This window comes from Nonomuraea harbinensis (assembly GCF_019396385.1).
Lineage (GTDB): Bacteria > Actinomycetota > Actinomycetes > Streptosporangiales > Streptosporangiaceae > Nonomuraea > Nonomuraea ferruginea.
Map to the genome: position 1 here is coordinate 15609 of NZ_JAHKRN010000055.1, position 14315 is coordinate 29923.

13 protein-coding genes are annotated in these 14315 nt (G+C 74.0%); 10 read left to right on the forward strand and 3 right to left on the reverse strand.

Annotated elements, in window-relative coordinates; translation table 11 throughout:
• Positions 1–5 precede the first annotated feature (5 nt).
• On the forward strand, positions 6–560 hold the full coding sequence (gene thpR / locus KME79_RS37175; protein WP_219550113.1) for an RNA 2',3'-cyclic phosphodiesterase: 555 nt from the start codon (positions 6–8) through the stop codon (positions 558–560).
• Between the two features lie 98 nt (positions 561–658).
• Here the strand turns inward: thpR and KME79_RS37180 are convergent, their stop codons facing one another.
• Positions 659–1627: an aldo/keto reductase gene (locus KME79_RS37180; RefSeq protein ID WP_148035108.1), complete on the reverse strand. Its 969-nt coding sequence runs from the start codon at positions 1625–1627 to the stop codon at positions 659–661.
• Positions 1628–1678: 51 nt separating this feature from the next.
• Here KME79_RS37180 and KME79_RS47265 point away from each other — a divergent pair, with 51 nt between their 5' ends.
• Both KME79_RS47265 and KME79_RS37190 read left to right on the forward strand, forming a co-directional pair.
• Positions 1679–2989: an MATE family efflux transporter gene (locus KME79_RS47265; protein ID WP_219550115.1), complete on the forward strand. Its 1311-nt coding sequence runs from the start codon at positions 1679–1681 to the stop codon at positions 2987–2989.
• A 66-nt stretch (positions 2990–3055) separates the two neighbouring features.
• Complete coding sequence (locus KME79_RS37190; RefSeq protein WP_219550117.1) at positions 3056–4051, forward strand: hypothetical protein; 996 nt, start codon at positions 3056–3058, stop codon at positions 4049–4051.
• A 40-nt stretch (positions 4052–4091) separates the two neighbouring features.
• Here the strand turns inward: KME79_RS37190 and KME79_RS37195 are convergent, their stop codons facing one another.
• Positions 4092–4460, reverse strand: coding sequence for a hypothetical protein (locus KME79_RS37195; protein WP_148035103.1), 369 nt, complete (start codon positions 4458–4460; stop codon positions 4092–4094).
• A 73-nt stretch (positions 4461–4533) separates the two neighbouring features.
• Between KME79_RS37195 and lhgD the strand changes: the two genes are divergently transcribed.
• The 7 genes from lhgD to KME79_RS37230 all read left to right on the forward strand — a co-directional run bounded on the left by lhgD (position 4534) and on the right by KME79_RS37230 (position 13405).
• A complete protein-coding gene (gene lhgD / locus KME79_RS37200; protein WP_308249190.1) occupies positions 4534–5724 on the forward strand; it encodes an L-2-hydroxyglutarate dehydrogenase in 1191 nt (396 codons plus the stop codon).
• Positions 5725–5735: 11 nt separating this feature from the next.
• Positions 5736–6434: a response regulator transcription factor gene (locus KME79_RS37205; protein ID WP_246641076.1), complete on the forward strand. Its 699-nt coding sequence runs from the start codon at positions 5736–5738 to the stop codon at positions 6432–6434.
• The gene (locus KME79_RS37210) at positions 6434–7864 is read left to right on the forward strand and encodes a sensor histidine kinase (RefSeq protein ID WP_219550123.1); all 1431 of its coding nucleotides are present in this window, start codon (positions 6434–6436) and stop codon (positions 7862–7864) included. The genes KME79_RS37205 and KME79_RS37210 overlap by 1 nt, the downstream gene beginning before the upstream one ends.
• A gap of 65 nt (positions 7865–7929) precedes the next feature.
• A complete protein-coding gene (locus KME79_RS37215; protein WP_148037095.1) occupies positions 7930–8586 on the forward strand; it encodes a response regulator transcription factor in 657 nt (218 codons plus the stop codon).
• 9 nt (positions 8587–8595) lie between these two features.
• Positions 8596–10533: a GTPase family protein gene (locus tag KME79_RS46680; RefSeq protein ID WP_281429611.1), complete on the forward strand. Its 1938-nt coding sequence runs from the start codon at positions 8596–8598 to the stop codon at positions 10531–10533.
• Positions 10530–12359: a GTPase gene (locus KME79_RS45770; protein WP_308249191.1), complete on the forward strand. Its 1830-nt coding sequence runs from the start codon at positions 10530–10532 to the stop codon at positions 12357–12359. Before KME79_RS46680 ends, KME79_RS45770 begins: the two co-directional genes overlap by 4 nt.
• Positions 12360–12415: 56 nt before the next feature.
• Positions 12416–13405: an NAD(P)-binding protein gene (locus tag KME79_RS37230; RefSeq protein WP_219550125.1), complete on the forward strand. Its 990-nt coding sequence runs from the start codon at positions 12416–12418 to the stop codon at positions 13403–13405.
• Here the strand turns inward: KME79_RS37230 and KME79_RS37235 are convergent.
• Positions 13394–14308: a LysR family transcriptional regulator gene (locus tag KME79_RS37235; RefSeq protein WP_219550127.1), complete on the reverse strand. Its 915-nt coding sequence runs from the start codon at positions 14306–14308 to the stop codon at positions 13394–13396. The genes KME79_RS37230 and KME79_RS37235 overlap by 12 nt on opposite strands.
• Positions 14309–14315: the final 7 nt, after the last annotated feature.

Genomic DNA, 14315 nt, shown 5'->3' on the forward strand with positions numbered 1-14315 from the left:
GGGGTATGAGGCTCTTCGCGGCCGTGCTGCCGCCCGACGAGGTGCTGGACGAGCTCGAACGCGCGATCGCGCCGCACGTCGGGCAGGTGCCGGAGCTGCGCTGGCCGGACCGCGCCACCTGGCACGTCACGCTGGCCTTCTTCGGCGAGGTGCCCGAGCGGGCGCTGCCCGACCTGCGTGCCCGCCTGGCCCGCGCCGCCGGCCGCCACCCCGTGCCGGCCCTGGCCTTCACCGGGTTCGGCGCGTTCTCGTCCGTACGGCGCGCGCGGGTGTTCTGGGCGGGCCTGTCGGGCGACTCGATGGTCCGGCTGGTCGACTCCGTCAGGGCCGCCGGCCGCCGGGCCGGCGCCGCGAACGACGAAAAGCGCTTCCACCCGCACCTGACGCTGGCCAGGGCCAAGGCCGAGACCGACCTCCGCCCGCTCGTCGACTCGCTGGCCGGATTCACCGGCTCGACGTGGCGGGCGGAGACGATCCGGCTGTTCATGAGCGAGCCGGGGCCGCGGGTGAGGTACGAGTCACTGGACGAGTGGGCGCTCGCACCCGCGTCGCCCGGCTAGGCTCCTGGGCGTGGACCGTCCTCGTTCCTGGCTGCTGCCCCTGGTGCTCGGCCTCCTCATGCTCATCGTGATCGTCGGCGCGCTGGTGACCTGACGCCCTACCAGGCGTAGTCCTCCGGCGCGGTGCGGTGGCCAGGGAAGATCTCGTCCAGCTTGGCCAGCGCCTCGTCGTCGAGCTCGATCTCGAGCGTGCGCATGGTGCCGTCGAGCTGCTCCAGGGTGCGCGGGCCGATGATCGGCGCGGTCACCGCGGGCTGCTTCAGCAGCCAGGCCAGCCCGACGTGCGCGGGGTCCTCGCCCAGCTCGTCGCAGAGCTTCTCGTACCGCTCGATCTTGTCGCGGTGCTTCTCCAGCTCCGTGAGCATGCGGTCGGCGGCCGAGCGGCCCTTGTCGATCTTGCGCAGGACGCCGCCGAGCAGGCCGCCGGCCAGCGGGCTCCACGGGATGACGCCCAGGCCGTAGTCCTCGCACGCGGGCAGCACCTCCAGCTCGACCGCCCTGGTCAGCAGGTTGTAGTGGCTCTGCTCGCTGACCAGGCCGAAGAAGCCGCGCCGGGCCGCCGTCTCCTGCGCCTTGGCGATGTGCCAGCCGGCGAAGTTGGACGAGCCGACGTACAGGATCTTGCCCTGCTGGCGCAGCACCTCCATCGCCTCCCAGAACTCGTCGAACGGCGTGCGCCGGTCGACGTGGTGGGCCTGGTAGATGTCGATGTAGTCGGTCTGCATGCGCTTGAGCGAGGCGTCGCAGGCCCGGCGGATGTTGAGCGCCGACAGCCTGCTCTCGTTGGGCCAGTCGCCCATGTCGCCATAGAGCTTGGTGGCGATCACCGTTCTCTCACGGCGGCCGTCTCCCTGGGCGAACCACCGGCCCAGGATGTTCTCGGTGATGCCCTCGCCCTTCTTCCAGCCGTAGACGTTGGCCGTGTCGAAGAAGTTGAGGCCCAGCTCGTGAGCCCTGTCCATGATCGCGAACGAGTCTTCTTCGGAGGTGTGCGGGCCGAAGTTCATGGTGCCGAGGCAGAGCGGGCTGACCCGGAGGCCGCTGCGCCCGAGGTTCACGTAGTCCATGCTTTCCACACTAGGTACCTGGAGTGCGCTCCAGGCCATAGGGTTGGGGCCGTGTTCTCGGGGCTGGTGCGCGCTTCGGTGCCGCTGTTCCTCTCGATGGTCACCAACCTGCTCGGCGCGGTCGTGGTCACCGCCGTGCTCGGCCGCCACGCCACCGTCACGCTCGCCGCCTTCGCCGTCATGACCGCCGTGCTCACTCCCGCGTCCACGGCCGTCGCGGGCGCGTTACGCGGGCTCGCGCCGTTCGTCGCCCCGCACCGCGACGACCCCGACGCGGTGCTGCCGGTGCTGCGCGACGCCCGGTGGCTGAGCCTGTTCGTGGGGATGGCGGGAGCGCTGGCGGTGCTGGGCGTGCCCGCGCTGGCCGGGGCCGCCGGGGTGCCCGCCGAGGTGGTGGCCGAGCTGGGGGTGCTGCCCTGGCTGCTCGCCCTCTACCTGGTGATCTACGCCGCGGGCGGCGGCGCCACCGCCGTGCTGGTGGCCATCGGGCGCAGCCGGGGCGTGCTGTGGGCGAGCCTGGCGAGCACGGCGGTGATGATCGCGCTGGCCGTCGCGCTGGTGCCGCCGCTCGGGCTGACCGGTGTCGGGGTGGCCTGGACGCTGTCGGGGCTGACCCTGGTCGGCGTCGGCGACCTGGCGCTGCGCCGGGCCCTGGGCCGTCCGGTCGGCCGGGGCAGGCCGCGACCGCGGGAGATCGCCCGGCTGGCCGCGGTGAGCCTGCCGCTGGCGGCGACGGTGCTGATCAAGTTCGGCGCGCTGGGCGTGATCACGTTCGCGGCCGGCATCACCGGCGCCCGCGACGCCGCCGCGCACGCGGTGCTGGCCACGCTCACCGGGTTCGTCGTGCTCGCCGCCATGGCGGTCGGGCAGGCGTCGGTGCCCGAGGTGTCGCGGGCCGCCACCGTCGCCTCGGCGCGCCGCGCCAACCGCGCCGCGGCCCTGCTCGCCGTCGGCGGCACCACGCTCGCCGCGCTGACGCTGCTGGTGCTGGGCGGCCCGGTGCTGGGGCTGTTCACCGGCGATCCCGCCGTGCGCGGCGTGGCGCTGGGGCTCCTGCCGCTCATGCTGCTGTCCTCGATGGCCGACTCGGTCCAGGCTGTGCAGGGCTTCGGCCTGACGGGGCTCAAGCGGACGGGGGCCAGCCTGGCGTACTTCGCCGCCGGGTACGGGCTGCTCGCTCTGGCCGCCGTGCCCGTGGCCGCGACCTGGGGGGTCACCGGGCTGTGGGTCGCCATGCTCGTGGGCAACCTGCTGCTGGCCGTCCTCCAGGCCACCGGGTTCCACCGGCACAGCGCGCGGGTGGGCGGTGCCGGCCGCGCCGATGCAGGGCGGTTGGGCGGTCGCTGCCGGACGAATGGCTGATGTACGTGCGGCGGGTTCCTGGGCTCGGCGGCCGGGGACGCGTGGCGGTTGGGGCATGATGGCGGCGTGGGGGGACTGCTGATCAGGATGCTCGGGGTGGCGCTGGCCGCCCTGGCCGTGCTGCCTCCGGCGGCGGCCGCGGCCGACGACGGGGAGCGGTTGTTCACCTTCCGCGACCCGCGCATCACCGAGTCCAGCGGGCTGGCCGTCTCGCCCACCCACGACGACGTCTACTACACCCACAACGACAGCTCGGCGCAGCCGGAGTTCTACGCGGTCGGGGCCGACGGCAGGACCAAGGCCACCTTCCGGCTGCGGGGGGCCGAGGCGCGCGACTGGGAGGCCATGGCGGCGGTCAAGGACCCCGCGACCGGGCGCGGGGTGCTGTGGTTCGCCGACATCGGCGACAACCTCGACGGGGCGTGGCCCGACGTCTCCATCTACAAGGTGATGGAGCCGCGCACGCTCGCCGACGCCACCCTGCCCGCCGTCCGCTACCGGTTCCGCTACGCCGACGGGGCCAGGAACGCCGAGGGCATCATGGTGAACCCCAGGACCGGGCGGCTCCACGTCGTGACCAAGGAGTTCGCCGGCGGGGTCTACGTCGCCCCCAAGAAGCTGCGTACTGACAGGACCAACACGCTGCGCAGGATCGGGAGCGCGCCGATCATGGCCACCGACGCCGCGTACGCGCCCGACGGCTCGTCGTACGTGATCCGCACGTACTTCTCCGCGACCCAGTACGAGCCGTCCGGCAAGATGATCGCCAAGGTGCCGATGCCGGAGCTCAGGCAGGCCGAGTCCATCGCGTACACCCGGGACGGCACGGCCCTGCTGACCGGGTCGGAGGGGGTGCGCAGCCCCGTCCACAGGGTGCCGTTGCCGGCCGCCGCGACGCCCACGCCCTCGCCCACGCCGTCCGAGCGGCCCCGCGCGCAGGGCACCACCGCGGCGGCGGAGCAGGCGGGCGGCGGGCTGACGGGGCTGAACGTGCTGATCTGGCTGGGGGCGGCGGCGCTGGCGATCGGCGCCATCACGTTCCTGGCGCGCATCACGCGCTGAGGCGTCGCCGGGGAGAGCCCGCGCCGCGCGGTGAGGGCCGCTACGGACGCATGCCGGCGGTGAACATGTCGCCGCGCAGGGCCCGCTCGACGGCCTCGATCGAGCGGGCCAGGCGCACCAGGCGGGGGCCCTCCTGGCGGTAGGTGTCGAGGACCGCCTCGATGGCGTGCGGCGGCAGGTGGCCCTTGAGGTCGACCGCCGCCCCCCGGTAGCCCGCGCGGGCCGCCTCGACCGCGGAGCCGACGTGGTGGCGGGCCATCCGGGCGAGCGCGACCGGATGCCGCCTCAGCACCTCGTAGGCCCGGTAGTCGGGCGGCACGGCGTCGAGGAGCCAGGCGACGGCCGACCGCTCCCAGTCGGGCACGCTGGGCGGTCGCACCTCGGCGGGCCATTCGGGCGGGACATACATGCCTTCATCGTACTCACGTTCGATTCGCCTCCCTAGGGCGAGGTGGACGCCCCGTTTTGGATACATTCACCACGTGACGGAGAAGATCGGAGTCGTGGGGGCCGGGATCGTCGGCCTGGCGGTCGCTCGCGAACTGGCCGCCACCAGGGGCGCCGAGGTGACCGTGCTGGAGAAGGAGGGCCGCGTCGGGGCCCACCAGACCGGCCACAACAGCGGGGTCGTGCACGCGGGCATCTACTACCCGCCCGGCTCGCTGAAGGCCAGGCTCTGCCGCGAGGGCGTGGCGCTGCTGAAGGAGTACTGCGCGCGGCACGCGCTCCCGTACGAGGAGGTCGGCAAGCTCGTGGTGGCCGCCACCCGGGCGGAGCGGCCGCGGCTGGCCGCGCTGGCGGAGCGGGCCAGGGCCAACGGCGTGCCCGGCATCACCGAGCTGGACGCGCTCGGGCTGCGCGAGGTGGAGCCGCACGCGGTCGGCGTGGCGGCGATCCACTCGCCGCACACCGCGATCGCCGACTTCCCCGCGGTCGCGCGCCGGCTCGCGCTCGACGTGGCGGAGCTGGGCGGCTCGGTACGGCTGCGGCATCCGGTCAGGGGCATCAGGGAGACCTCCAGGGGCGTGGAGGTGGTGGCGGGGACGGGCAGGTTCGTCTTCGACCGGCTGGTGGTCTGCGCCGGGCTCGGCACGGACGCGGTGGCCGCGATGGCGGGCCGGCCGGGCTCGGTGCGCATCGTGCCGTTCCGCGGCGAGTACTACGCGCTCCGGGGGGCGGCGAGGGACCTGGTGCGCGGGCTCATCTACCCGGTGCCCGACCCGCGCTACCCGTTCCTCGGGGTGCACCTCACCCGGCACGTCGGCGGGGAGGTGCTGGTGGGGCCGAACGCGGTGCTGGCGGGCGCGTACGAAGGGTACACATGGCGAAATTTTCGTAATTTTCCTCAGATTCTCGCCTGGCCCGGCACGCTCCGCATGGCCCGCCGCCACTGGCGCACCGGCGTCAAGGAGGTCTACGGCTCACTGGTCAAGAGCGCCTTCGCCGAGGCCGCGCGCCGCTACGTCCCCGAGCTCACCGCCGATGACCTGCGGCGCGCCGCGGGCGGCGTGCGCGCGCAGGCGGTGGCGCGCGACGGCTCGCTGGTGGACGACTTCGCGGTGGACGTGCACGGGAACGTCGTCCTCGTACGGAACGCGCCTTCCCCCGCCGCCACGTCGAGCCTGGCCATCGCCCAGCACATCGCCGGAATTGTTCCGGCACCCTCCCGATGAGTGCATCCTTGATGGTGATGGAAGCGCGCCTGTTGATCGTCGAAGACGACCCGAACATCCTCGAACTCCTCGCCGCGAGCCTGCGGTTCGCGGGCTTCGACGTGTCCACCGCCAAGAGCGGCGCCGACACGGTCGCCGCGGTCCAACGGCAACGCCCGGACCTCGTGGTGCTCGACGTCATGCTGCCCGACCTGGACGGCTTCGAGATCGTGCGGCGGCTGCGGAGCGGCGGCATGTACACGCCCGTGGTGTTCCTGACGGCCAAGGACGAGACCGAGGACAAGATCCGCGGGCTGACGATCGGCGGCGACGACTACGTGACCAAGCCGTTCAGCCTGGAAGAGGTCGTGGCCAGGATCCACGCCGTGCTCCGCCGTACCAGCGGCGACGCGCAGCCGCCACCGCCCAGGCTGACGTTCGCCGACATAGAGCTGGACGAGGAGAGCCACGAGGTGTGGCGCGGCGGCCACGCCGTCGCGCTGTCGCCGACCGAGTTCAAGCTGCTGCGCTACTTCATGACGAACGCCGGACGGGTGCTGTCCAAGCCGCAGATCCTCGACCACGTGTGGGACTACGACTTCCGCGGCGAGGTCGGCATCGTCGAGTCCTACGTCTCGGTGCTCCGCCGTAAGATCGACAATCGCAGTCCGCGGCTCATCCACACCCTGCGCGGCGTCGGATACGTCCTGCGGTTGCCGCCGAGCGGCTGATGGCCAGGTCGGGCCGGCTGCCGCTCCGGATCAAGCTCATGGCCTCGATGCTGGCGCTGCTCGGCATCGGCATGTCGTTCATCGGCGTGGTGAGCGTCTCGGTCCTGCACGGCTACCTGATGGACCGCGTCGACGGCCAGGTCAACCTGATCTCGGTACGGGTCCAGAAACGGCTGATCATCGACGCCGAGCGGCGCGAGCAGGGCAGGCAGACGTCCGAGAAGCCGCTGCTCATCGAGTCGGACACGATCGTGCTGCTGCGCGACCCGTACGGCGGGCTGACCCCCGCCCAGGGCGACAGGGACGTCGACCAGAAGCCCAAGCCGCAGCTGGAGGAGTCGCCGGGACCCGGCGTCTACACCGCGCCCGCCGTGAGCGGCCCCGGCGAGTGGCGGGTGCGCGAGACCGCCACCCCGTACGGCACGTTCGTGGTCGCCACCGACCTGACCGAGGTCAACGAGATCACCCGGCGGCTCGTCTTCATCGAGCTGCTGGGCGGCGGCGGCATCGTGCTCATCCTGGCCGTGGTGGGCGTCACCATCGTGCGGCGCAGCATGCGGCCGCTGGTCGAGATCGAGCGCACCGCCGGCACCATCGCCGCGGGTGAGCTGGGCCGCCGGGTGCCCGACGGCGACTCGCGCACCGAGGTCGGGCGGCTGGCCACGGCGCTCAACGGGATGCTCGCGCAGATCGAGAGCGCGTTCGCGGCGCGCTCGGCCTCGGAGGAGGCCGCGAGGCGTTCCGAGGACCGGATGCGGCAGTTCGTCACCGACGCCTCGCACGAGCTGCGCACCCCGCTCACCTCGATCCGCGGCTTCGCCGAGTACGCCCGCCAGAACCCCGGCGCCGACCCGGCCGAGCTGATGCAGCGGGTGGAGAACGCGGCCGGCCGGATGACCCTGCTCGTGGACGACCTGCTGCTGCTCGCCCAGGTGGACCAGCACCGCCCGCTCAAGATGCGCCCGGTGGACATGCTGGCGCTGGCCGCCGACGCGGTGCAGGAGGCGCGCATCCTCGCCCCCGACCGGCAGATCGACCTGGACGTCGTCGGCGGCGCCGCGCTCATCGTCTCCGGCGACGAGGTGCGGCTGCGCCAGGTGGTCGGCAACCTGACCTCCAACGCGCTCATCCACACCGAGGAGGGCACCCCGATCACCGTGCGGGTCGGCGCCGGCGACGGGACGGTCTTCCTGGAAGTGGCCGACAAGGGGCCCGGACTCAGCCCCGACCAGGTGGACCGGGTCTTCGAGCGCTTCTACCGGGCCGACTCGGCCAGGTCCAGGCGGCGTTCCGGCGAGGACCGGGGCAGTGGGCTCGGCCTGGCCATCGTGCAGGCGCTCGTGCAGGCGCACGGCGGCACGGTCGTGGCGCGGAGCGCGCCCGGCGAGGGCGCCACCTTCCGGGTCGAACTCCCACTCGCCTTGGAGTGAGCCTTCAGCGTTTCCTCAGGTCACTGGGCCACCCTGAGAGGGTGAGCAAACCCGAGGCGCTGATCATGGTGGTGGACGACGAGCCCAGCATCAGGGACCTGCTCTCGGCGAGCCTGCGTTTCTCCGGGTTCGAGGTGGTCACCGCCGCCGACGGCAACGAGGCCGTCGAGGTCGCCAAGCGGACCGGCCCCGACCTGGTGGTGCTCGACGTCATGCTGCCGGACCTCGACGGGTTCGAGGTGGCCAGGCGGATCGACGCGCCGGTGCTGTTCCTGACCGCCCGCGACGCCACCGAAGACAAGATCGCCGGGCTGCGGGTGGGCGACGACTACGTGACCAAGCCGTTCAGCCTGGAGGAGGTCCAGGCGCGCATCCGCGCGGTGCTGCGCCGCACCCGGGGCGAGGGCGCGCCCGCGAGCCGGCTCAAGGTGGCCGACCTGGAGCTGGACGAGGAGGCGCGCGAGGTGTGGCGGGCCGGCCGCCAGGTGCGGCTGTCGCCGACCGAGTTCAAGCTGCTGCACTACTTCATGGCCAACGCCGGGCGGGTGGTGTCGAAGGCGCAGATCCTCGACCACGTGTGGAACTACGACTTCGGCGGCGACGCCGGGGTGGTCGAATCGTACGTGTCCTATCTCCGGCGCAAGGTCGACGACGTGGAGCCGCGGCTCATCCACACGCTGCGCAGCGTCGGATACGTGTTAAGGGAGCCGCCCTCGGGCTAGCTTGACGGTATGGACCTGTTGAGCGCGCTCCAGCGACTGCGCGGGACGCTGGACCGGGAGCTGTTCCCGCTGGCGATCGGCGAGGCGGCGGGCGACCGGCGCGCGCTCAAGGAGCTGACCGGCCAGCTCGACGACTACCTGCTGCCGCGGCTGCGGGCGATCGACGCCCCGCTGCTCGCCGTGGTCGGCGGCTCCACCGGGGCGGGCAAGTCCACGCTGGTCAACTCGCTGGTCGGGGCCGACGTGGCCGAGCCGGGGGTGCTGCGGCCGACCACGCTGGTGCCGACCCTGGTCGCCAACCCGGCCGACCGCGACTGGTTCATGGGCCAGAACGTGCTGCCCGGCATGTCCCGCGCCACCGGCTCCGGCCCCGGCGCGCTCCGGGTGGTGACGTCCGACGCGCTCGGCGCCGGGCTGGCGCTGCTGGACGCGCCCGACATCGACTCCGTGGTGACCGCCAACCGCGAGCTGGCCGCGCAGCTCCTGGCCGCCGCGGACCTGTGGCTGTTCGTCACCACCGCCGCCCGCTACGCCGACGAGGTGCCGTGGAGCTTCCTGCGCACCGCCCGCGAGCGCAGCACCGCGCTCGCCGTCGTGCTCGACCGGGTGCCTGCCGAGGCCGCGGGGCCGGTCGCCCGCGACCTGGAGCGCCTGCTGACCGAGAACGGGCTCGACGGCACCCGCCTGTTCACCGTGCCCGAGGCGCCGCTGCCCTCGGAGAAGGCCCGCCTGCCCGCCGACGCCGTCGCCCCGATCGCCGCCTGGCTCTCCGGGCTCGCCGCCGACGCCGCCGAACGCGCCCGCGTCGTACGGCAGACGCTGTCGGGCGCGCTCGACAGCCTCGCCGTCCGCGTCCCCGCGCTGGCCGGCGCGGTCGAGCGGCAGGAGGCCGGCTTCGGCACGCTGCGTGACGTGGTCGAGGGCGCCTACGCGGGCGGGATGGCGGACTTCGACGAGGGCATGCGCGACGGGTCGCTGCTCCGCGGCGAGGTGCTGGCCCGCTGGCAGGACTTCATCGGCACCGGCGACTTCATGCGCTCCCTGGAGAGCCGGGTGGGGTGGCTGCGCGACCGGATCGTCGGCTTCTTCACCGGCCAGGTGCCCGAGAACCGGCTCAGGGACGCGCTGGAGAGCGGCGTCGAGGCGCTCATCAGGGGATCCGCCGACGCCGCCGCCGAGCGGGCGCTCGAAGGCTGGTCGGCCGCGCCCGGCGGCGCGGGGCTGCTCGACCGGCTCGGCGCGATCGAGTCGGCCCGGCTCGGCCGTGCCGCCCCCGACCTGGGCAAGCGGACCGAGCTGGCGGTGCGCGGCTGGCAGGAGTTCGTGCTCGACCTCGTACGGGAGGAAGGCGCGGAGAGGCGGACCACGGCGCGCGCGGCGTCGTTCGGCGTGAACGGGGCGGGGCTGCTGCTGATGCTGGCCGTGTTCGCCTCGACGGGCGGGCTGACCGGGATCGAGGTGGGGATCGCGGGCGGCACCACCGTGCTGTCGCAGAAGCTGCTGGAGGCGATCTTCGGCGACCAGGCGGTGCGCACGCTCACCATCCGCGCCCGGGAGGACCTGCGGGAGCGGGTGCGGGGGCTGATGGACGAGGAGGCGGCCCGCTTCCTGTCCGTCCTGGAGCCGCTGGAGCCGTCGCGCGGCACGGCCACCGCCCTGCTGGACGCGGCCCGCACGATCCGCGACCACCGGACGGAGCTCCCATCTGGTCGGCGGGACCGTGACCTGGAGGGCCCGCCCTCCGAGAGGGCCCGCCCCGCGGCCGACCCGTCCGGGACGGGACTCCCTCCCGAGGGTGGCCCCGGCCTGTCCGGGACGGGACCCCGGGAGTCTCCCGGTGGTGGTTCTGAGGCGGGCGGCGCGGGACTCCGGGAGTCTCCCGGGGGTGGTTCTGATCCTGGCGGGTCGCCGCGGGCGCGGACGTCCGAGGGAGGGGACGCGCGGTGAAGCTGCTGCGCCGCAAGGAGCGGCCTTCGCTGGACTCACGGCTGGCCGCGCTGCTGGAGGCGGCCGAACTGGGCGAGGGGCGGCTGCCGGCGGAGGCCGTCACGGCGGCGCGCGCGGTGGCCGAGCGGGCGGGGGCACGGCGCCGGCTGTCCGTCGAGCACACGGTGGCCGCGCTCGCCGGGGCGACCGGCAGCGGCAAGTCGTCGCTGTTCAACGCCATGACCGGCACGGACCTGGCCGCCGTCGGCGTCACCCGGCCCACCACGTCGACCGCCCAGGCGGCGCTGTGGGACGGCGCGGGAGCCGGGGCGCTGCTCGACTGGCTCGACGTCCCGCACCGCCACTCCGCGTCCGCCGTCGATAACCTGTCCGGCCTGGTCCTGCTCGACCTGCCCGACCACGACTCGATCCGGCTGTCCCACCGGCTGGAGGTGGACCGGCTGGTGGAGCTGGTCGACCTGCTGGTGTGGGTGCTGGATCCGCAGAAGTACGCCGACGCCGCCATCCACGAGCGCTACCTGCGACCGCTGGCGGGGCACCGGGACGTCATGGTGGTCGTGCTCAACCAGATCGACCGCCTCCCGCCGGGCGCGGCGGACCGCTGCCTCAAGGACCTGCGCCGCCTCCTCGACGCCGACGGTCTCACCGGCGTCCCGGTCCTCGGCGTGTCGGCCCGGACGGGCGCCGGCCTGGCCGAACTGCGCACCCTCCTGTCCACCCGGGTCGCGGACCGCGCCTCCTGGTCCGCCCGCCTCGCCGCCGACGTCACCACCGCCGCCACCCACCTGACCACCGCCTCGTCGGCCCTTCCCCGTACAAGCGGTCACACTTCCGGCGGCCCGCGCGGACGGACCGAAGGGTCTGCCGGAGAAGGGACGCTCGCCCTTGACACGGGACCGGCCCACGGCGCCGTACCCCCGGACGCACCGCACCATCAGGACGAGACCGGCTCCTGGGCCGGGATCGAGGCCCGAGGCGGTGGCGGGCCGCTGAGAAGCGCGCCGGACGGGCAGGCGGCGTTGCCGGCGGTGTCCGGAGACATAACAGGGCTGGAAGGGCGGCTGGTGGCCGCGCTGTCGCGGGCCGCCGGGGTGCCGGTCGTGGTGGAGGCCGTGGCGAAGGGGCACCGGCACCGGGCCGTGGTCGCCACCGGCTGGCCCGTCACCCGGTGGGTGCGTCGGTTCCGGCCCGACCCGTTGCGGCGGCTGCGGATCGGGGTGGCCGCGCCCGCGTCCTCCCCGGACCGCGAGTTGGTGGGCCGCACCTCCGTACCCGAGGCGTCCGCCGTGCAGCGGGCGCAGGTCGAGACCGCGATCAGGGACGTCGGCGAGTCGGCCGCCGCCGGGCTGCCGGGCGCGTGGGCGGCGTCGGTGCGGCAGGCGGCGCGCTCGCGTTCGGCGGAGCTGGCCGACGCCGTGGACAAGGCCGTCGGCCGCACCTCCCTGGGAGCGACCCGGCGGCCCCGCTGGTGGCGGGCGGTGAACGCGCTGCAGTGGCTCGTGTTCGCGGCTCTGCTGGCCGGGGCGCTCTGGCTGGGCGGGCTGTTCGCGCTGGGCTACCTGCGCCTGCCCGAGCCGCCCCTGCCGACCGCGGGCGAGGTGCCCTGGCCGACCGTGCTGCTGCTCGGCGGCGCGCTGGCCGGGGTGCTCATCGCCCTGCTGTCCAGGGTGGCCGCCTGGCTCGGCGGCCGTCGCCGCGCCCGCAAGGCTTCCAAGGCGCTGCGCGAGGCCATCGGCAGGGTGGGGCAGGAGTACGTGCTCCAGCCCGTCGAAGAGGAACGCGACCGCTACACCCGCTTCGCCGACGCCGTCACCCGGGCGGGCTGAGGATGTCACATCTGCGGTGCCTTTTCCTTCTCATGATGTGAGGAAAGGGGAGGAATGTGACGAAGAAGATCGTGGTGGTCGGCGGCGGGCTGGCCGGGCTGGTGGCGGCCGTCGTCTGCGCGGAGGCGGGGGCGGAGGTGACGCTGCACGAGGCGCACAGGACGCTCGGCGGGCGGAGGCGGGCGATCGCCGGGCCGTACCTGGTTCATGAGGGCGCTCACGTCTTCTACGCCGACGGGCCGCACTGGGCGTGGTTGCGGGAGCGGGGTCTGGTCGCCGGGCTGGGCAGACCGGCGGTGCGTGATTACCGGATGGGGTTCGTACGGGACGGCCGGATGCGGCTGCTGCCCCCGGTGGGGTTCCTGCGGATGATGGCGACGGGGCCCAGGACGGCACCGGTCGAGATGGACTTCCACACCTGGGCGTCCAGGTCGTACGGCGAGCGCACGGCCCGGGTGGCCGCCAACGCGATCAGCGTGGTGACGTACGACGCCGACACGGGGCGGTTGTCGGCGGCGTTCGTGTGGGATCTGCTGCGCCGGGTGTTCGCCCCGCGCCCGCCGGCGGTCCGGCACGCCGAGGTCGCCTGTATCCTCGGCCGCTCTCCCGCCGCCGTCCGCCAGCTCGTCCACCGGGCCCGCGAACACGTCGAGGCCCGCCGTCCGCGGTTCCCCGAGGAGCGGGCCGCCGCCCAGGCCGTCGCGGAGCGCTTCCTCGACGCCGCGCTGGGCGGGAGCATCGCCGGCCTGATGGAGGTGCTGGCTCCGGACGTGACGCTGCGCACGGACGGCGGCGGACGCGTCAAGGCCGCCCTGCGTCCGGTCACCGGCAGCGACCGGGTGAGCAGGCTGCTGGCGGCGGTGGCGCCGGTCGGCCTGGAGACGACGGTGTACTGGTCCGCCCAGGACGGCCCGCCCACCGCGGCGCTCTTCTCCGACGGTCTGCCGTACGCGGTGCTGGTCGTCGTCATGGCCGAGGACCGGCACCGGATCAGCGAGGTGTACGGCATCCTGAACCCCGACAAACTGGCCCGGCTAGCCCTGTGAGCGGTCGTTCCCGTCAGGGGTGAACGAGGTCGTGAGATCGCGGAGGGTGGCGAGCAGCGGCCGGAGCAGGGGATGGGACTCGGCGCCGCGGCGGACGGCGGCGAAGACGCGGCGTTCCGGGCCCGGCACGTGGCGGATCGCGACGCCCGGCTGGGCCATGTCCCGCAGGGCCAGCCGGGGCACCAGGGCGACCCCGGCACCGGCGGCCACCAGGGCGACCACGGCGCGGAAGTCGTCCGAGCAGTGGGCGAATCGGGGGGTGAAACCGGCCTGCTCACAGGCGAAGGCGATCACGTCGTGCACCGGGTTCCCCGGGTACGGGCCGATCCAGGTCTCATCGGCGAGCGCGGCCAGCGAAGTGCCGGTCGGCGGGTGCGTCTCGGGCAGGACGAGGTCGAAGGGCTCGGCGTACAGCGGGACCCGGGACAGGCGCCGGTCGTCGGGGGCGCCCCGGTACTCGACCGCGATCGCCACGTCGGCCTCGCTGTCGAGGAGCATCGTCAGGGACTGGTCGCCCTCCGCGTCGCGTACCCGTACCTGGAGGCCGGGCGCGGAGGCGCGCAGGGCCGTGATCGCGGGGGCGAGCACGGCGCTGATCGCGGTGGCGAAGCAGGCCACGGTCACCTCGCCCGCGGCGCCCGCGGTGTAGTCGGCGACCTCGGCGCGGGCGCGTTCGAGCTGGGCCAGGACCTCGTCGGCGTGTCCCAGCATGATCTTGCCGACGGCGGTGAGGTGGACGCCGCGGCCGTCGCGGATGAACAGCCGGTGGCCGACCTCGTGCTCCAGCGCGGCGAGCTGCTGCGACACGGCGGACGGGGTGAGGTGCAGGGCGGCGGCAGCGGCGGTGACCGTGCCGTGGTCGGCCACCGCCTGGAGCGTGCGCAACCGCCGCGTGTCTATCACGCCGCGA